The following is a 16878-nucleotide window of genomic DNA, read 5'->3' as shown; positions in this document are numbered from 1 at the left end:
TGCTCCCGGGGAAAGGCCAGATAACCGGGATATTCTAGAACAGGGTGCAGGATGAGGGCCAGCGGGATCGGTTTTTGTCGTTACCACTGGAACGTCCGGGGGGATGTTGTGATATTCTAGGACCATTATTCGGCAGACGAAAAGACGAGGAACCCGCCATGTCGGCAGAGATTGATGAATTGACCGTGAACTATCATGAAGATGGTAATCTGGTCTCAAAGGAACTGGATAAAGTGATTTTGACCAAGGGAGCCTGGTCGACCATTATTTTCCGTTACCAGGATATGGATCGTAAAACCGGTGAGTTTGGTCCCGACAAGTTTACCATCCGTCGTTACCAGAAACGTAACGGTCAGTATCAGCAAAAATCCAAGTTCAATATTTCCAGTCGGGATCAGGCACAGAAGATCATTGACGCCTTGCAGACCTGGCTCAAGAATTCAGAATAACCCGGCTTACCCCGGGTTTTCATGTTCTCTATTCCCTATTTCGGGAATTCTTCAGTAAACATCCTCTTCTTTGGCAGACCGTGTGCGATGAAATGCTGCCGCGCGGTTTCAGTCAGCTCTTTAGAGCCACAGAAATAGATCGCATATTCGGATAAATCCGGATAGTCCATATCGATTTTCTTCAGTTGTTCCTGCCACAGGTCCTGGTTCCCGGCGTCGTTGAGTGACCAGGCAGTATAGTGGAAATGATCAAATGCATCCGTCCAGGCGCGACAGATATTATGCTGGTAATGAGAGCGGTTACCAGTAGCAATCCAGTAAAGATGCACGTGATCGGCCAGTTCCAATGTCAGGGCATGTTCGATCAGGCTTTTGACCGGGGCGAAGCCGCTATCGACGGCAAAGAAGAGCAGTGGTTTGTCGAGTTCACGGCGTAATACAAAATGACCTTGCGGTCCGGTAATCTCAATCGCGTCATAGGGTTTGGCATGATGAAAAACATAGCCGGAGAAAGGCGTATCATCGCGGCTGACGTGAAACTGCAGGCTGCGATCATCACACGGACAACTGGCGATGTGATAACGGCTTGCTTCTCCAGCCTCATTGCTCAGACGGGCTTTCTGGCCTGAAAGAAAACGCAGACGCTGGCGGCGTACTGTATTCAGATGCAGGATTGCCAGATCATCGGATATGTGGGTGATCTTTTTAATATAGGCTGGGACTGTCTGTGTCTCGATATCTTCTTCATCGAGCGCCTCTTCGGCGGCCAGGACAATGTCGGTAACGGCGGTGTTGGAGCAGGCCAGCAGATAACCCTGGTTCTGCTCAGCTTCGCCGAGTCGGTACTCATGGTCACGGATTTTACGTACCTCACCGGAAATCAAACGGGCCTTGCATTTGCCACAGTTACCGTTACTGCAGCCGTAATTGAGTGCAACCCCTGCGCTGAGCGCGGCGTCCAGAATGGAGTTGTTCCCTTCGACAAAAAACTCATGTCCGCTGGGCATGATATGGACCTGGGCAAGAATGACTCGCAGCAGGGTATCCTGCGTCAATAGCTGGGCGGGATTCGGAGTTGCGGCAGCTTCGGCCAGAGAGCTGTCCAGCCAACGGGTCAATTGTTGCAGTTCGTGCTGTGGTGCCGGCTGTTGCTGGAGTTCATCCAGACGCTGTCGGGTTTCTTCCAATAATAGCTGCAGTCGTTCCGAGGTGTAACGGGCGGCTGCCAGTTCCTTGCTCAGTTGGGAGACGCGGGCGGCCAGTGTTCCCAGATCGGGAGTGAGTAATTTGCGCAGCTTGTCGCCCCGGGCGCGGTGCAGGGCATTGTCGATGATATGCTCGATCTTCTCGAGCATGGTGTTGTCTTCCACTTCGACGTTGGGATAGGCCTGGTTCAGATCGTCCAGTCGGACCATGCCCTCAAAACTGGGCAGGTCACCGTCCTGAATCTGTTTTTGCAATGTGCCGCGTGAGACACCGACCAGGCGGGCCGCGCGAGAAACTGTCAGCAGTCGATCCATCTTACAGCCGCCTGTTTAGTCGGAAAAATACACCGGTGGACCGAATTCATGGCGACCCAACCGGAGCCTTTTGTAATTATGGATCATGATGAGGGTTTTGAGTATTGCCGGTTCATCAAATTGTGGCACATTTAATGCGACGATAATCGGAACACGTTCACCCTGTGCCGGGCAAATATCAATATACTGACGAAATCCTTTGGTAGTGTCGCGGCTTTCTGCCCGGGCCTGCTCATATTCATAGTGCAGGGTCCGTATATCGGCATCCCAGATAATTTCCTGACCTTTGAACTGACCAGGGAAACGGAGCCGGACCCGCGGCAGGTCGATCGGAGAAAGCGCCAGATAACGATGACCCTGTTGCCCCAGCTGTTGGCGCAGCTCACGGAGCCTGTCAGATGCCTCATTCATGGGTTGTGACTCTGAAATATTAAAAAAACCGGTTCTGTAGTCGCTAAAAGAACATTATATTGGGTATCTCTGGTCCCGGTCACGTCTGCCCGGGGTGTTTGCCGGCGACAATGCCTGTCATTGAGACTATGAGTTTAACCATAAGACCATGAATCTGTATCGACGTAAATTCCTTTCTGTCCTCTCGGCAACCGGTTTGATCCTGGCAGGATGTCGCACTGCCTATCAACCATCCAGCCAGGCGGGACCTGCCGGGGTAGCGGAAACCCGGAATGAGGTATTTAGTTACAGCAACCCGCTGGCGGGTCTGGATGATGAGGCGATACGCGATCAACTGGAACGGGCAGTCAAACCGGCGCCGGTCAAAGCGACAGATGTCCAGCTTGATGCCGGGCAGATGTCATTGCTGAAACAAAGCGTGGCGCATCTTGAAAAAGTCCAGCAGCTGGTGGGACATGGTAATTTTGCCTTGATTGGCTTTGATCAGATGCTGCGCTATGCGCGGAACTATCCTTCAATAGGCAAGTTCAGCACAGCGCAACTTGACTTCTTCGAGCGGATCTTCGAGACAGACGCGCGTCAATACGGCTTCATGGGAGAGAAAGTCATTTCACGTCTGAATGAAAGCATCAGGGATAACGTCACGGTCAAGGTACCGTATACCGGAAATTACCTGTATCGAGATGAATCGCTGCATTTGTATCGTCGCCTGAAAAAAGATGTGGGCGACGATCTGGTATTGACCTCCGGAATACGCGGTGTTGTCAAGCAACTCTACCTGTTTCTGGCAAAAGCGGTTGAGACGGAGGGAGATCTGGCTCTGGCATCGCATTCCCTGGCGCCGCCCGGTTACTCCTTTCATGGCATCGGCGATTTCGATGTCGGCAAGCGCAATATGGGTTATGCCAATTTCACGGCTGAATTTGCCAATACCGATGTTTTTCAGCGGCTGGTTCAGCTGGGATATGTCGATATCCGTTATACCGACGGGAATACGCTGGGAGTTCGATACGAACCCTGGCATATCAAAGTCATCTGAGCTGATCTCCATTTGGGCTGGAAATTGCAATGTTGAACCAACCACAGGTCATTACGATACAACCGGACAATGCTCTTGCCGAACCCGGGCGACATCGCGTTATGGGGTTGTATTCCGGATTAATACTGTGCCTGATGATGCTCTTGCCTTTCGAGGTAATACAGGCGGCGACGGCCAAGCTCGATTTTACACTGCACAAACAGGGTTCCAATCCATCAGCACCGACATTGCTGATTATCGGTGGTATCCAGGGGGATGAGCCCGGTGGGTTTAATGCTGCTTCCCTGCTGGTAACCGACTATCAGATTAACTATGGCAATATCTGGGTGGTTCCCAATCTGAATTTCGAAAGCATCGTGCGCCGCTCGCGTGGCGTGCACGGCGATATGAATCGCAAATTTCTTGAACTGGCCGAAGAAGATCCGGAATTTGGCACAGTACAGAAAATCAAAAATATAATATTGAACAAACAGGTCGACATTGTGCTCAATCTGCATGATGGCAGTGGTTATTATCGGCCCCGGCATCTGGACTCGCTACGTGGCCCTCACCGCTGGGGCCAGAGTCTGATTATCGATCAGGCTGAAGTAGCGAGCAGGCGTTATGGGAACCTGCATAAAACGGGCGATAAAGTGATCCGGCGAGTTAATCAGCGGCTGCTCGATCCGGAGCACCGTTATCATCTCAAGAACACGCGCACTCGAGAAGGCGACCGGGATATGGAAAAAACCCTGACCTATTTCGCAGTACGTAATAACAAAGCGGCGTTCGGCGTCGAAGCCAGCAAATCCATGAACACGGCATTTCGGGCTTTTTACCACCTGAATGTTATCGAAGCCTTCATGCAGGAAATGGGTATTGAATATCGACGCGATTTTACACTTGAACCGGCTCATGTTAAACAGGCGATCGAAAAGGAACTGTATCTTGCCATGTTTAATAAGCGACTTTTTCTGGATATGACTAATGCCCGGGACTGGCTACGCTACGTTCCAATGACAGCGCGCCAGCCTTTGCAAGTGGAAGCCAGCAACCCGCTGCTTGCCGTTGTCGGGTCCGGCCGACACTACAAGGTGCGTTACGGTAATCGGGGGGTGGCCAATCTGCAGGCTGAATTCATGGAATTTGATGACAGCCTGAAATACATCCCGGTATTGGTGGATGATCGTTATAAGCTGGTCAGGCCGGGTGAGAAAATCAGGGTGCGTAATAAGTTTATGGTCATCCCCCGGGATGAATACCGGGTTAATATTATCGGTTTTGTACATGCCGATGTGCATGATGAGGCTGGTGTGTTTGTTTCACATGAGGATTTTATGCCACGGTTTTCCATTGACAGACAGGCGCAACAGTTTCGGGTGGAAGTTTATCGCGGCGATAAATTCAGTGGCATGATTCTGGCTGATTTTACCCAACAACCTTCGAACGAGTCCGGCGTCGATTTGGCGTACTATCCCCGGCAAGCTGACTGATTTTCTGCGCGGTATGTATTAATGTCATTGAATTATAAAACCCAGGACTACTTTCGAGACTTTCAATGCCTGGGCGGGGATTGCCCGGATACCTGTTGCCAGCGCTGGGAGATCAAACTCGACCGTCAGCATTATGAGCTGTTGCAGGCGCGCATGTCTGAGGAACCCGGACAACGTGCTCTGTTTGAAACCTATATCCGGATTAATGACAAACCTGTTCTGGGCGATTATGACTATGCCCATATCAATATGACCGATAATGGTTATTGTCCCATGCTCGCGCAGGATGGGTTATGTGATATCCATCGTGCACATGGGGTAGAGCCGCTGGGCAATATCTGTACGTTTTTCCCGCGGGTGATTGTGCGTCGGGGCGACAACGTGGAAATGTCGGGAGCGCTTTCCTGTCCGGAGGTGGTTCGCCGTTGCTTCTCCCAGAAGAGCCTGTCATCACTGGTTCGCTTCAGCCCCTCGGACTTGCCACGTGCCGAGTATCCGATTACGCGCGAGTTGCCGCGCAGCAAGTCGGATTATTACGCTCAACAATTTTCAAAGGTCAGGGACAGTTTCCTGTCCATCATGGCGCGTGAAAATGAGCCGCTGGCCGTTCGTCTGTACGCGCTGGCCAGCGTGGCGAACCGGATTTCCCGTTTTTATCATCGGGGTTGCGAGACGTTTGAAACATCATTACTGGAAAAAGAGCTGAAACGTGCGGATTCCCGGGAGTCTTTTCTGCATTGGGCTGATTACCTGGAACAATACCAGTCAGACGAGCCGATGGCCCTGATTGTGATTCAGTCAATTCTGCAGTTAAAACAGGAACAGTTTCCGCAGGAGAAAACCAGCCAACTGGCAAAACAGATATTCAGCGCATTGATGAATGAAAATAACCCGGGCAACTGGACTGAACGTTTTTACGAATCTGAGCATCAGGTTAAACAGGCTTTATCCACGCAGCTTGATCGCTATATGTCCCGTTATCTTTACAACTGCCTGTTCCGGGAGTGGTTCTATACCATGCCCGACAGTTTTATTTATATTCAGATGCTGCTGGTGCGTACAGCGATGCTGCGTTTTCTGTTGATCGCCGATCCCGAAGTGGCCAGGCTGCTTGAGGGATACGCTTATGGCCAACTCGATGAAAAGCAGCTGGGAGAATGTTTTTTTGAACTGGCGGTAAATACCACGTATCGCTTTTGCCGGGATGTGGATCAGAACCTGCCGTTCCTGCAGGTGTTGTACAACGCCCTTGGGGAGCAGCAGATGATGAACTTCGATTATTCGTTACCCTTCATCAAGTTCTGAGTGCTCGCCTGCCTGTCACCGGTTCAGCAATATCCCGCGTCATTTTTCCGGGCTTTGAGGCCGGTACGACTCTCTCGCGTGACTATTATTGTATCGCGCAGCATCAAGGCAGCACTACGCATGCTGTTTATTGTACAATGGCGAATGACAAATTAAACTGGGTTATACGCAATCCGGTATACCAGACAGGGTTATCATGAGTGAAGTTCACACGGGCAAGCTGAGTTCCATAGAACGGGTCGAGCTGACCCGTGTTGTTATGTCGATTCTCGATAGCTGGGGTATGACCGCCCAGCAACAGGTGGATTTGTTGAATTTGCCGCCGAAAACACCTACCCGGGCACTACGTCGTTATCGTGAAGATACGCCGTTCCCCCAAACCAACGAAGTGGATGAGCGTCTCGAACACATTGTCGGTATTGTTGATGCCTTGCGTACGACCTATCCGCATAATCCGTCTATGGGGGCCCTGTGGATGAAACAGCGTAACAAGCAGTTCCAGGACCGCAGTCCCCTGAAAGTTATGGTCGACGACGGTATCGATGGGATTATGCGTATTCGCGCGCATCTCGATTGCGCCTACGACTGGTTTAACGACAGCAGGTCTGCCAGCGACGACTGAATCCAGGGACTTACTCTATTCCGGTTTCATGCCCCGCACGCCCGCACGCATGCGCGTCATACAATCAATGTAGTGTTGTAATAATTTTTCCCCTCGAGGTCAAAAGATATCGCTTTCACCGAAGGGTAAACCGCTTTACGGTGTGCCCGGTGTTTCTCCTGCGCAGCGGATAGGCAGAGATTCTGTGCAGCGTTAACGCTTAACGACGGCCATGCCGTTTGTTGCGCCCTTCGAAGCGGACGATGGTTTTAACCAGTTCAGTAAAGGGGAGATTATCCAGCTCGCCATAGTGATTCTGCGCGTGACGTAGAAGCCCGGCGATGTTCTCCACTTCTCCGGTATCTTTTTTGTCCGGGTAGAGCTGGGCCTGTAGTCCCAGCAGCCCGCCGGTTTGTACCTTCACTTCCTTGGCATGGGGCAAGGGGCCATCAATACGCAGCTGTTGCAGGGCAAAGCTGGAGTTTTTTCGCATGAGATCGAGAAACAACTGGCAACGGGCATTGCCGGCCTCGGAGCTGCAGGCGACTCCTTCGCGATCGGCGAGATTAAAGCGGCGTCCATGCTCGCAGGTACTGCGGCGGGAATTAATGGACTTTTCAAAGATACAACGGCGTTCGTTGATCTCATGATAAGTGGATCTGTACTCGTCTTCTTCCACACCAGGCCTGCAGATTCAGATGGTTACTTTTCCCACTCACGCAGGATCGGTTCTTCCCGCTTTTCGGTGAGCATCTCTTCAGCTGCCAGCTGATTGGCGGCAAAGATGACCTTGTAGAGTGCCTCGTCCCCTTCGTTCTGCTCGCTGCGTCGGTCACGGGCAAAATTCTTGGCATCCTTGAAGGATTCAAATTCGTTCAGACATTCGAGGTTCCTGACCATTGAATTGAGTCCTTCGTTCATTTTGTATACGTAATACGGCATAGTCCCCACCTTGTGCACCGATATGGTTGAATAACGCACAGCCCGCTAATGAGCCTGGCTGCATGGCGATTGTGAAAGGTCGACAAGCATACTGGCTGAGCGGCAATGGCTCAATAACTCATAGGCAGTATGCTAGTATACATGCGGTTTTTGGCCTGTATTTCAAGGGAGTCCCGCCATTTCCACACAGAATTCACGTGAACTGCTGGCGATCATTGAGCTGGGCGGTTACCCGGATTTTGCCTCGCTGTACCGTCAATACGGCTATCAGGTAGAGACCACTGACTCGGTGCGCAAGGCAGCCAGGGTGTTAAAAACGCGTCAGCCGCAGGTGATTGTCACCGAATTCAATTTTCAGTCAGATTTTCGGGATCGAACCAGCAGTCTGGAGACCCTGATGGCGGTCGTTCAGCGTATGCCCGATACCCGGGTAATCGTGTTTTATGAGAAGGAATATCTGCACCAGTTCGAACGGGTGGCAGCGCGGTTTCCCATTCATGCCGCGTTGCCGTTTCCGATCGAGCAGGTCGAACTGGAAGCGGCGCTTCAGCGGTTGGAGAGTGCCGGATAAGTGTGGTTTATTTCCCTCTACTTTATGTGGTAATTTGTTGTTACGATGACAAATACACTTTCCCTGAACGAGGTTGTCCGTCAGACCAATGAGGTAGTGACTTTGCCCGGCGTCTTTGTGCGCGTTAATCGCATGGTGGACGATCCCGGCTGTCCGATGCAGGCGATTGGCGACGTCATCGCCCAGGATCCCGGTCTGACCGTGCGCTTGCTGCGCATGGCCAATAGCGTCTATTACGGTTTGAGTCACGAGATCGACACGGTGCAGCGGGCAATCACCGTGATCGGGACGCGCCGGGTGCGGGATCTGATTCTGGCCACCTCGGTGGTGCAGACCTTCGAAGGCATCCCGGAGGCGCTGGGGTCTCTGGAAGCCTTCTGGCGACACAGTATTCATTGCGGATTGCTGGCCCGGCATCTGGCGAGCCAGGTCCGGCTGCGCGAGCCTGATAGCCTGTTCGTGGCCGGATTGCTGCATGATATCGGCCGGTTGATCATGTTCACTCGCTATCCCGAGTATGCGCGTCGTGCGCTGGAGCATACCCAACATGGCGCCATGCCGTTTTATCTGGGCGAGCGGCGTGAATTCGGCTTTGACCATGCGCAACTGGGTGGGGCGCTGGCCAAGCACTGGCAGTTGCCGTTATTACTGGTCGAATGTATCGCCCATCACCATCAGCCTCGCCACGCGGAACATTATCTGCAACAGGCGGCGATCGTGCATCTGGCCAACGGCCTCTCCACACCGACCGAAGAGGACCGGCGTCCCGCCGCCGAGCAGGAGCAACGGCTGGATCCCGCTATCTGGTCCGTGGTCGGTATAACACCGGAGCTGGTGGAGAAGACACGGCGAGACGCCGACGAACAGCTTGACGAGATGTACCAGCTATTGCGCGGCGACCTCGATCAGGCCTGATTCTGGTCCAGGCGATCCAGCCCCTCGCGGGCAATCTCGCGAATTTCGGGAGAGTCGTCCTGCAGGCGTTTTTCCAGCCGGGGCCGGATATCGGGATCACCGGTCAGGGCCAGATAATGAGTGGCATCACCCCGGATCTGGGCATTGTTGTTTTCCGACAGACGGGCAAATTCCGGGGCCAGTTGTTTCAATGCCTCACTGCCAGCCAGTGACTCGAGTACCGCATCCAGACCCAGGCGGACCTGGATCTCCAGATCGTCCTGCTCCAGCAGACCGATAATCACCTTGAGCCATTCGGGCTGTTGGCGCAAAAATGTCTCGATGGTCTGCAATTCGCCTTCCTTGAGATGGCTGCGGATGTAATCGGCAATGCCCGATTCACTGCTGGCCTGCTCGGCCCAGTGGCGCAACTCTCCGGGAGAATAGTTGCCCGCGAGAGTAAAAGGGCCGATGCGGGTCCAGGGCGTGGTGCGTATCCCCAGCTCCCGGGCCCGTGAGGGATCGACCACGATATTGCTGACCCGCAACTCCCGAATCACACCTTCTTTGAGCAGATCGCTCAATGCCTGTAACACGGCGGGGCAGTGGGCGCAGCCGGTGGCAATCAATACTTCCGCATCAGGGGCTGTTTGTGACATGACAGAGTTTGGCTCGGAAAATAGCGGGTTCAAAAGGGGTGGCAGTGCCGGTCACTCATCTTCCAGAAAACGGATGCCGATACCTTCATCGGTGCGACGCACGACTTCGCCCGCGACCACCGGCGGGGGCTCATCATCCAGAAGCGGAGTCTGGACCTGCAGGCTGACCCGGCTACCCAGCGGCGGCAGCGTGCTGGCGTCCTCTTCGATCGCCAGATAGACGCCCCCGTCGCTGATATCGCGGGTTTTGAGAATGAAGCTGTCATGCTCGAATGTCACCCTGACATCCAGCGCCAGGGCAAAACGGGCATGATGGCGTTTGTCACTGACCGGCTCGCTGGCCATACTGTGATCCGGGCTTGAGTACCTGCCAGTAACTTTATCCTGCCGGATCAGTCGGCGCAAGCCAGCACTATGCCAATCAGGCTTCCATATCGGGAATCAGGCGGCTGCGTACCCGGGCGATCATATCCTTGAGCTGCAGCTTGCGCTTTTTCATGCGGCTCAGCCGCAGCTGATCGATAGTGGGATCCTGCACCAGACGATTGATGACATCATCGAGATCCCGATGTTCGCACACCAGGGTCTGCAGCTTGTCACGTAATTGTGCAGCCTCGTGTTCATCCATAGCAGCGGAACCGGTTATAAAGGGGAGGGCAATTCTAGCTCAATCGCGCAGAGGGCGGAAGCACCCTGATCGGCGCAAGCGAATACGTTATACTGCCCGCCCTTCCAACCGATGATGATGTCGATGCCGCCTATTTTAACCTTCAAAGATGTGAACCTCAGTTTCGGCGAGCAGCCGTTGCTGGATCACGTCGAGCTGCAGCTTGAACGGGGCGAGCGGGTTTGTCTGGTCGGGCGCAACGGCTCGGGCAAATCGACTCTTATGCATCTGCTCAATGGCGATATCCAGCCCGACGAGGGTGAAATCTGGTACCCCGACACCCTGCGCATCGCCCATTTGCACCAGGACGTCCCGCAGGAAGCCGGACAGACGGTATTCGAGATCGTGGCCGGCGGTTTGCAAGAAGCGGGGGAGTTACTGAAAGCCTATCATCAGGCGCTGCATCAGTTCGATGATTCCCCGCGAGGCGTGGAACGGCTGAGCGAATTGCAGCATCAGCTCGAAGCGGTGGATGGCTGGCGCCTGGAGCAACGGGTGGCTTCCGCCATCAGCAAAATGGATCTGCCCGAGCAGGCACCATTGGCCACCCTGTCCGGCGGTATGAAGCGCCGCGTGCTGATGGCCCGCGCGCTGGTCAGTGAACCCGATCTGTTATTACTGGATGAGCCAACCAATCACCTGGATATCGAAGGCATCACCTGGCTGGAGCAGTTCCTGCTCGGCTATTCGGGCTGCCTGGTCTTTATCACTCATGATCGCAGTTTTTTACAAAACCTGGCTACTCGCATTATCCAGCTGGACCGTGGTCAGCTCAGTTCCTGGCCCGGCGATTACCAGCATTATCTGGAGAAAAAGGAACAGTTACTGGAGGCAGAGGAAAAACAGCGCGCCCGGCAGAACAAAAAGCTGGCCGAAGAGGAAGCCTGGATCCGCAAGGGCATCAAGGCCCGGCGTACCCGCAATATGGGTCGGGTGCGGGCCTTGCAGCAGATGCGCGAGGAGGTACGCCAGCGTCGCGATCGCCAGGGTCAGGTTCGTCTTAACCTGGACGAAGCACAGACGTCCGGCAAACTGGTGGCGGAGGTGGAACACGTCAATTTCGCCTATGATGGCAAGCCGATTCTCAAAGATTTTTCTACCCGCATCATGCGTGGCGATCGGATTGGCATTATCGGCCCCAACGGCGTCGGTAAAAGCACCCTGATTCGGGTGTTGCTTGGCGAGGTGAAACCGGATGACGGCAAAGTGCGCCTCGGCACCAAACTGGAAACGGCCTATTTCGATCAGCACCGGGCGATTCTTGATCCGCAAAAATCGGTGCTGGACAATCTCAACGAAGGCAGCGAGATGGTCGAGGTGCAGGGGCGCAAGCGTCACGCCATCGGTTATTTGCGTGAATTCCTGTTTCCGGTCAAACAGGTCCATGCGCCGGTCAGAAGTCTCTCCGGCGGCGAACGCAATCGCCTGTTACTGGCCAAATTGTTCACTCAGCCAGCCAACCTGCTGGTGCTGGACGAGCCGACCAACGATCTCGATGTGGAAACCCTTGAGCTGCTTGAAGACCTTTTGCTGAACTATGACGGCACGCTGATTGTTGTCAGCCACGATCGGACTTTCCTCGATAACGTCGTCACCAGTGTCCTGGTGTTCGAGGAAGAAGGCGTGGTGAATGAATATGTCGGTGGTTATCACGACTGGTATCGCTATCGTCAGCAGCATCCGCTAACTCCCCGGGACCCCATGCCCGATGACGCCGTTAATCCCAACGTCACACCAACGCCCGAAACGCGGGTGTTGCAGCCGGCGCAGGCCAGCAAGCGCAAACTCGGTTACCGGGAGCAGCAGGAACTTCAGGCCTTGCCGGGGAACATCGAGCAACTGGAGCAGGAACAGCAGCAGCTGCAGGAGGAAATCAGCGACCCGGCTTTTTATCAGCAAGAGCGCGACACCATTGCCACTATTCTGCAGCGGCTGGATCAGATCAATGCCGAACTGGAGGTCTGCTTTCGGCGTTGGGAAGAGCTGGAGTAGCCGTTATTTGGATTCGGGATCGGAAGATTTGTTTTTCTTCAGCCCGGTCATGTCCAGTGGAATGACTACTGAATCCTGCGGCTCATCAATGTAACGCGGGCGCATCTGGTTTGGTCGGCCGGCTTCCTCGGCCAGTTCCTTCTCGCGGGTGGAAATCAATCCCAGGCAGTCGCGAATCGAAATAATGGTCTCTTCCGACAGGGGATGCTTGAGCCCGGGTTTGGTGTAGGTGTCTTTGGCCACATCGGTCAACACCTTGCGCATGATCTGCAGAATCTGCTCTTCTTTGGAATACTCTTTACCGCTCATCGCCAATCCCATTCGTTATCGCTACGTATTCAGTTGCCCATTCTAGCATTTTGTGGCGGAGGGATCGCCCTCAAATCCGGATGGATACATGACAATTCATGGGGTTAATCACCGGGACAGGGCTGGTATACTGGCGCTTCGGTTTGTCCCAGGTGTTTCGATGTCTTCTTCTCTGCCGTCATTGTTGCTGTATCCGGTTGATCCCGATTACCGCCCGATCGATCCGCCCGCCCTGGTCGAACTCCTTCGGCAGGCCGGCCTGATTGGTGAGTCGCTCCAGGAGCTCCCCGACGAACGCTATCAGGCGGGCCAGGCTTTTTTGCAGCACATCAGTTTTCTTGGTTGCTCACCGGCGGTGGATTTTGAACCCCGGATGCCCGACTCCGGGCAGTTCTGCCATGTCGGCCTCCGCTATAGCGAGCAGTTGCAGTTTCGCGGTGGGCCGCAACAGGTGCAGGTCCATTGTCGCCAGTGCCGTCATCGGGAAGAGAACTGGGCTGATATAATCGACGGCTGGCAGGCCGATCCGGATAATTACCGTTATATCTGTCCTCAGTGCGGCGCCGAGTCCGCCGCGACCGAACTTAACTGGCGCAAAAGCGGGGCCTTTTCCCGGACGTTCATCGAACTCTACAACATCTATCCCCACGAGGCCGTACCCACCGACGGCATCCTCAAGCGCCTGCGCGACGCCACCGGCGTCGACTGGAAATACATCTACGTCCGCTGACTTCTTCCTTTGTTCGGCGCTCTGGAAATCAACGCGGAGTTCGCGGAGTTCGCGGAGACGCAGAGGCGTGGAGAAAAAAATAGTTTAGTTTGGAAACTCTGGGTTACCGGTTTTTTGGGTTATCACTGGGTATTTCATTTATCCAACGTGGCTGTATCCAGCATTACAACTGACTATGGCTTTATCGATGACGAGAGTCGGAAAAAAACAAATCAGTTTATTTCTCTGCGACTCTGCGTCTCCGCGTCCTCCGCGTTATTTGCCAGTGAACGTATATGTGACCGACGCTTGACACCCGCCGATTCTCAACGCAAACTCATTAGCATGTTTAACGCTATTCATTCTGCCAGGAACTCTGTCTGCCCGGTACGCCTGCGTGTCTGGGCAATGGGCCGTGCGTGGCGGATGGAAAGGGTCTTGTTGTAGCAGTCGTTAAATAAAGCAATACCGGATTTTCCAAAAGCCACAGCCTGAAAACTGTGGCTTTTTTCGTTTTGGACCGTTCAAGGGAGAAAAGTATGTCGGTGCCGGCAGCCTATATGGGTGTGGTGTTGATCTGGTCGACCACGCCGCTGGCAATCAAGTGGAGTGGGGAAGGGCCCGGCTTTTTGTTCGGTGTGGCCGCGCGGATGTGGCTCGGGGCACTGGTCTGTGGAGTCCTGCTGACATTATTGTCGCGGGGACTCCCCCGGGACCGTGCCGCCCTGAAAAGTTATCTGGCGGGGGGCATCGGGGTATTCGGTGCCATGACCAGTGTTTACTGGGGCGCGCAGTATATTCCCTCGGGGTTGATATCCGTGCTGTTTGGTCTGACCCCCATCATCACCGGGGTTATGGCGGCCCTGTGGCTACAGGAGCGCGCCCTGACCTGGCACAAAATGGGGGGCATCATCCTGGCGCTATCCGGATTGACTGTGGTCTTTGCCCGGGGCCTGCACCTGAGTGAGCAGGCCGGCTATGGAATTGGGGCCATAGTGCTGGCGGTCTGTCTGCATTCCTTGAGCATGGTGCTGGTGAAAAAGATCAACGCACAGTTATCCGGGCTGGAATCGACCAGTGGCGCACTGCTGGTGGTGGCACCCTGTTATTTGCTGGTCTGGTTACTTTTCGATGGCCAGTGGCCGACGGATATTGGCTTGCGGGCAGCTGGCTCGATTCTGTATCTGGCCATATTTGGTTCGGTGCTGGGCTTTATCATGTTCTTTTATGTGCTTAAACAGATTGATGCCAGTCGCGTGGCGCTGGTAACTTTGTTGACACCTGTACTTGCCCTGTTGTTCGGGCGTTTATTCAACCAGGAACAGATCGGACTCGAGCTTTATCTGGGAGCGATGTTGATCCTGCTGGGAATGGGACTCTATCAATGGGGTGGACTGATTATTCGAACCCTGCGCAATCGCGCAGTGAACGAGCCGGATTGAAACAGTTACGTTATGGTGGCTTGCTGCTGCTGACGATTTTGCTTGCCGCCTGTGGCGAGGAAACCTATCTCAATCGCGTGCAGGAAGAGGGCAAGCTGGTAGTGGTCACCCGTAACGCCCCGACGACCTATTATGTCGATCGTGACGGGAAGACGGGCTTCGAATACGATCTGGCTTCCGCTTTTGCCGATGATCTTGGTGTGGAGCTGGAGCTGGTGGTGAGTAATAATCCGGCTGAAATACTCAGTTTGCTTGAGAAGGGCAAGGTAGATCTGGCCGCAGCCGGGCTGACCCGCACCGAGCAGCGTGAGAATCGGTATCGATTTTCCAATAGTTACCAGCAGGTCACCCAGCAGGTGGTCTGTCGCCGTGGCGGTGCCTACCCTGAAGAGCCGGAAGACCTGGTCGGCCTATCCATCGAAGTACCCGCAGAAACCACCTACGTGGAAGAGCTCAAGCGTTTGCAAGATGAGATCCCCGGGCTGAGCTGGGAAGTTAACCCGGAAAACGATACCGAGCATTTGCTGGAACAGGTCTGGCGGCGAAAGCTCGATTGTACTGTGGGCGATTCCAACATCGTCGCTATTAATCAGCGTTACATGCCGGAGCTGTCAGTTCGCTTCGATCTCGGAGAACCGCAACAACTGGCCTGGGCCATGCCGGTTGAGGCGGGCGGCTTGCAACGGGAAGTGAATAACTGGCTGGAAGAGTATGATGAAGCCGGTCTGCTGCGCCAGCTGACCAACAAGTATTACGGCTTCATCGAAGTCTTCGACTATGTGGATACCCGGGCCTTCCAGCGCAAGGTCAGGCGGGTGTTACCGAAATACCAGGAGATGTTTCAGGCAGCCGGTAAACGCTATGATATTGACTGGACGCTGCTGGCGGCCCAGGCCTATCAGGAATCCCACTGGAACCGCTATGCCCGTAGCCCCACCGGGGTGCGCGGCATTATGATGCTGACCCTGATTACCGCGCGTGAAGTAGGTATCAATAGTCGCCTCGATCCCCAACAGAGCATTATGGGCGGAGCCAAATATCTGTCAAACCTGCGCGGGCGTCTGCCGGACGAAATCACTGAACCGGATCGCACCTGGATTGCCCTGGGCGCCTATAATGTTGGCATGGGCCATATCTACGATGCCCGCAAACTGGCGCGCGAACAGGGCGTGAATCCGAATTTGTGGCACGAATTTCGTGAAGTTCTACCGTTGCTGGCGCAGAAAAAATATTACAAGGATCTCAAATACGGCTACGCCCGCGGCCTGGAGCCGGTGCGCTACGTGCGTCGTATTCGCAACTACCATGACATGCTGCTGCAGGCCCTCAAAGTCGAATAGCCCTTTGCCCTTCGGGCTGGAACGAGGTACGAGTGACGAGGGATATCACCTTTCTCTGTATTCTGGGAATCAACGCAAAGGACGCGGAGGCGCAGAGGACGCAAAGTAGGTATTGTATGGAGTACAGGGATGTTGTCTTGTTGTCAGTAAGTCACAAGTCGGCAAGTAACTTCATGGATAATCTTTCTCTGCGTTCTTTGCGCCTTTGCGTTCTTCGCGTTATTTCCAGCATTTCGAAAAAATGGCAGGCTCACTCGTGGCGTGCATAGTGGCGCTGGATGTAGTCGTCGATGATTTGCTGGAATTCTCCGGCGATGTTGTCACCCTTGAGGGTCACGGTCTTCTCGCCGTCGACATAGACCGGCGCAACCGGTTTTTCACCGGTGCCGGGCAGGCTGATGCCGATGTTGGCGTGCTTGCTTTCACCGGGGCCGTTTACCACGCAACCCATCACCGCTACGGATAATTCTTCAACGCCCTGGTATTGTTCACGCCAGCGGGGCATCTGCTGGCGCAGATAACTTTGTATATCCATCGCCAGTTGCTGGAAGTAGGT

At 54.1% G+C, this 16878-nt stretch carries 20 protein-coding genes; 11 read left to right on the top strand and 9 right to left on the bottom strand.

Annotated elements, in window-relative coordinates; translation table 11 throughout:
* Nucleotides 1-158 precede the first annotated feature (158 nt).
* The gene (locus tag R6U90_RS07005) at nucleotides 159-449 is read left to right on the top strand and encodes a hypothetical protein (RefSeq protein ID WP_410351953.1); all 291 of its coding nucleotides are present in this window, start codon (nucleotides 159-161) and stop codon (nucleotides 447-449) included.
* A 35-nt stretch (nucleotides 450-484) separates the two neighbouring features.
* Here R6U90_RS07005 and R6U90_RS07000 read toward each other — a convergent pair whose 3' ends face one another.
* Together R6U90_RS07000 and R6U90_RS06995 are read right to left on the bottom strand one after the other, a co-directional pair.
* Complete coding sequence (locus tag R6U90_RS07000) at nucleotides 485-1969, bottom strand: 2Fe-2S iron-sulfur cluster-binding protein (RefSeq protein WP_410351952.1); 1485 nt, start codon at nucleotides 1967-1969, stop codon at nucleotides 485-487.
* 15 nt (nucleotides 1970-1984) lie between these two features.
* The gene (locus R6U90_RS06995) at nucleotides 1985-2380 is read right to left on the bottom strand and encodes a hypothetical protein (RefSeq protein ID WP_410351951.1); all 396 of its coding nucleotides are present in this window, start codon (nucleotides 2378-2380) and stop codon (nucleotides 1985-1987) included.
* 148 nt (nucleotides 2381-2528) lie between these two features.
* Between R6U90_RS06995 and R6U90_RS06990 the strand changes: the two genes are divergently transcribed.
* The 4 genes from R6U90_RS06990 (at nucleotide 2529) to R6U90_RS06975 (ending at nucleotide 6818) form a co-directional block, all read left to right on the top strand.
* Complete coding sequence (locus R6U90_RS06990) at nucleotides 2529-3419, top strand: M15 family metallopeptidase (RefSeq protein ID WP_410351950.1); 891 nt, start codon at nucleotides 2529-2531, stop codon at nucleotides 3417-3419.
* A 29-nt stretch (nucleotides 3420-3448) separates the two neighbouring features.
* A complete protein-coding gene (locus R6U90_RS06985) occupies nucleotides 3449-4891 on the top strand; it encodes a M99 family carboxypeptidase catalytic domain-containing protein (protein WP_410351949.1) in 1443 nt (480 codons plus the stop codon).
* 21 nt (nucleotides 4892-4912) lie between these two features.
* Nucleotides 4913-6196, top strand: a complete 1284-nt coding sequence (gene fliB / locus R6U90_RS06980; protein WP_410351948.1) for a flagellin lysine-N-methylase — start codon at nucleotides 4913-4915, stop codon at nucleotides 6194-6196.
* Between the two features lie 196 nt (nucleotides 6197-6392).
* The gene (locus R6U90_RS06975) at nucleotides 6393-6818 is read left to right on the top strand and encodes a DUF2384 domain-containing protein (protein WP_410351947.1); all 426 of its coding nucleotides are present in this window, start codon (nucleotides 6393-6395) and stop codon (nucleotides 6816-6818) included.
* Between the two features lie 199 nt (nucleotides 6819-7017).
* Here the strand turns inward: R6U90_RS06975 and R6U90_RS06970 are convergent, their stop codons facing one another.
* Nucleotides 7018-7476: a hypothetical protein gene (locus tag R6U90_RS06970; RefSeq protein ID WP_410351946.1), complete on the bottom strand. Its 459-nt coding sequence runs from the start codon at nucleotides 7474-7476 to the stop codon at nucleotides 7018-7020.
* A gap of 23 nt (nucleotides 7477-7499) precedes the next feature.
* Nucleotides 7500-7739 carry a hypothetical protein gene (locus tag R6U90_RS06965; RefSeq protein ID WP_410351945.1) on the bottom strand — a complete coding sequence of 80 codons (240 nt, stop codon included), beginning with the start codon at nucleotides 7737-7739 and terminating at the stop codon, nucleotides 7500-7502.
* Nucleotides 7740-8046: 307 nt separating this feature from the next.
* On the opposite strand from R6U90_RS06965, the gene R6U90_RS06960 reads away from it, so the two are divergent.
* Together R6U90_RS06960 and R6U90_RS06955 are read left to right on the top strand one after the other, a co-directional pair.
* A complete protein-coding gene (locus R6U90_RS06960; protein WP_410351944.1) occupies nucleotides 8047-8310 on the top strand; it encodes a hypothetical protein in 264 nt (87 codons plus the stop codon).
* 45 nt (nucleotides 8311-8355) lie between these two features.
* The gene (locus tag R6U90_RS06955) at nucleotides 8356-9225 is read left to right on the top strand and encodes an HDOD domain-containing protein (RefSeq protein WP_410351943.1); all 870 of its coding nucleotides are present in this window, start codon (nucleotides 8356-8358) and stop codon (nucleotides 9223-9225) included.
* On the opposite strand, the gene R6U90_RS06950 is transcribed toward R6U90_RS06955, so the two are convergent.
* The 3 genes from R6U90_RS06950 to R6U90_RS06940 all read right to left on the bottom strand — a co-directional run bounded on the left by R6U90_RS06950 (nucleotide 9216) and on the right by R6U90_RS06940 (nucleotide 10491).
* Complete coding sequence (locus R6U90_RS06950; RefSeq protein WP_410351942.1) at nucleotides 9216-9863, bottom strand: HEAT repeat domain-containing protein; 648 nt, start codon at nucleotides 9861-9863, stop codon at nucleotides 9216-9218. The two genes, R6U90_RS06955 and R6U90_RS06950, sit on opposite strands and share 10 nt — an antisense overlap.
* 51 nt (nucleotides 9864-9914) lie before the next feature.
* The gene (locus tag R6U90_RS06945) at nucleotides 9915-10208 is read right to left on the bottom strand and encodes a PilZ domain-containing protein (RefSeq protein ID WP_410351941.1); all 294 of its coding nucleotides are present in this window, start codon (nucleotides 10206-10208) and stop codon (nucleotides 9915-9917) included.
* Between the two features lie 76 nt (nucleotides 10209-10284).
* The gene (locus R6U90_RS06940; RefSeq protein ID WP_410351940.1) at nucleotides 10285-10491 is read right to left on the bottom strand and encodes a YdcH family protein; all 207 of its coding nucleotides are present in this window, start codon (nucleotides 10489-10491) and stop codon (nucleotides 10285-10287) included.
* Between the two features lie 123 nt (nucleotides 10492-10614).
* On the opposite strand from R6U90_RS06940, the gene R6U90_RS06935 reads away from it, so the two are divergent.
* Nucleotides 10615-12522, top strand: coding sequence for an ATP-binding cassette domain-containing protein (locus tag R6U90_RS06935; protein ID WP_410351939.1), 1908 nt, complete (start codon nucleotides 10615-10617; stop codon nucleotides 12520-12522).
* Between the two features lie 3 nt (nucleotides 12523-12525).
* Here R6U90_RS06935 and R6U90_RS06930 read toward each other — a convergent pair whose 3' ends face one another.
* A complete protein-coding gene (locus R6U90_RS06930) occupies nucleotides 12526-12831 on the bottom strand; it encodes a segregation and condensation protein A (protein ID WP_410351938.1) in 306 nt (101 codons plus the stop codon).
* Nucleotides 12832-12991: 160 nt separating this feature from the next.
* Between R6U90_RS06930 and R6U90_RS06925 the strand changes: the two genes are divergently transcribed.
* From R6U90_RS06925 to mltF, 3 genes are all read left to right on the top strand, one after another.
* Nucleotides 12992-13561 carry a hypothetical protein gene (locus R6U90_RS06925; protein ID WP_410351937.1) on the top strand — a complete coding sequence of 190 codons (570 nt, stop codon included), beginning with the start codon at nucleotides 12992-12994 and terminating at the stop codon, nucleotides 13559-13561.
* Between the two features lie 518 nt (nucleotides 13562-14079).
* A complete protein-coding gene (locus R6U90_RS06920) occupies nucleotides 14080-14982 on the top strand; it encodes a DMT family transporter (RefSeq protein ID WP_410351936.1) in 903 nt (300 codons plus the stop codon).
* A complete protein-coding gene (gene mltF, locus R6U90_RS06915) occupies nucleotides 14979-16322 on the top strand; it encodes a membrane-bound lytic murein transglycosylase MltF (protein WP_410351935.1) in 1344 nt (447 codons plus the stop codon). Before R6U90_RS06920 ends, mltF begins: the two co-directional genes overlap by 4 nt.
* A 250-nt stretch (nucleotides 16323-16572) precedes the next feature.
* Here the strand turns inward: mltF and R6U90_RS06910 are convergent.
* Nucleotides 16573-16878: flavodoxin-dependent (E)-4-hydroxy-3-methylbut-2-enyl-diphosphate synthase (locus R6U90_RS06910; RefSeq protein ID WP_410351934.1), on the bottom strand; the 306-nt coding region annotated here is incomplete at its 5' end.

Source organism: Thiohalophilus sp. (assembly GCF_046483665.1).
Classification (GTDB): Bacteria; Pseudomonadota; Gammaproteobacteria; order UBA6429; family Thiohalophilaceae; genus Thiohalophilus.
The sequence above is the reverse complement of the archived record's forward strand: the minus strand, read 5'-3'. Positions and strand labels throughout refer to the sequence as shown.

What these genes read in the sequence shown, in the direction of transcription:
- R6U90_RS07005 (WP_410351953.1), top strand. Translation starts at nt 159, where the DNA reads ATGTCGGCAGAGATTGATGAATTGACCGTGAACTATCATGAAGATGGT.
- R6U90_RS07000 (WP_410351952.1), bottom strand. Translation starts at nt 1,969, where the DNA reads ATGGATCGACTGCTGACAGTTTCTCGCGCGGCCCGCCTGGTCGGTGTC.
- R6U90_RS06995 (WP_410351951.1), bottom strand. Translation starts at nt 2,380, where the DNA reads ATGAATGAGGCATCTGACAGGCTCCGTGAGCTGCGCCAACAGCTGGGG.
- R6U90_RS06990 (WP_410351950.1), top strand. Translation starts at nt 2,529, where the DNA reads ATGAATCTGTATCGACGTAAATTCCTTTCTGTCCTCTCGGCAACCGGT.
- R6U90_RS06985 (WP_410351949.1), top strand. Translation starts at nt 3,449, where the DNA reads ATGTTGAACCAACCACAGGTCATTACGATACAACCGGACAATGCTCTT.
- fliB (WP_410351948.1), top strand. Translation starts at nt 4,913, where the DNA reads ATGTCATTGAATTATAAAACCCAGGACTACTTTCGAGACTTTCAATGC.
- R6U90_RS06975 (WP_410351947.1), top strand. Translation starts at nt 6,393, where the DNA reads ATGAGTGAAGTTCACACGGGCAAGCTGAGTTCCATAGAACGGGTCGAG.
- R6U90_RS06965 (WP_410351945.1), bottom strand. Translation starts at nt 7,739, where the DNA reads ATGCCGTATTACGTATACAAAATGAACGAAGGACTCAATTCAATGGTC.
- R6U90_RS06955 (WP_410351943.1), top strand. Translation starts at nt 8,356, where the DNA reads ATGACAAATACACTTTCCCTGAACGAGGTTGTCCGTCAGACCAATGAG.
- R6U90_RS06950 (WP_410351942.1), bottom strand. Translation starts at nt 9,863, where the DNA reads ATGTCACAAACAGCCCCTGATGCGGAAGTATTGATTGCCACCGGCTGC.
- R6U90_RS06945 (WP_410351941.1), bottom strand. Translation starts at nt 10,208, where the DNA reads ATGGCCAGCGAGCCGGTCAGTGACAAACGCCATCATGCCCGTTTTGCC.
- R6U90_RS06940 (WP_410351940.1), bottom strand. Translation starts at nt 10,491, where the DNA reads ATGGATGAACACGAGGCTGCACAATTACGTGACAAGCTGCAGACCCTG.
- R6U90_RS06935 (WP_410351939.1), top strand. Translation starts at nt 10,615, where the DNA reads ATGCCGCCTATTTTAACCTTCAAAGATGTGAACCTCAGTTTCGGCGAG.
- R6U90_RS06930 (WP_410351938.1), bottom strand. Translation starts at nt 12,831, where the DNA reads ATGAGCGGTAAAGAGTATTCCAAAGAAGAGCAGATTCTGCAGATCATG.
- R6U90_RS06925 (WP_410351937.1), top strand. Translation starts at nt 12,992, where the DNA reads ATGTCTTCTTCTCTGCCGTCATTGTTGCTGTATCCGGTTGATCCCGAT.
- R6U90_RS06920 (WP_410351936.1), top strand. Translation starts at nt 14,080, where the DNA reads ATGTCGGTGCCGGCAGCCTATATGGGTGTGGTGTTGATCTGGTCGACC.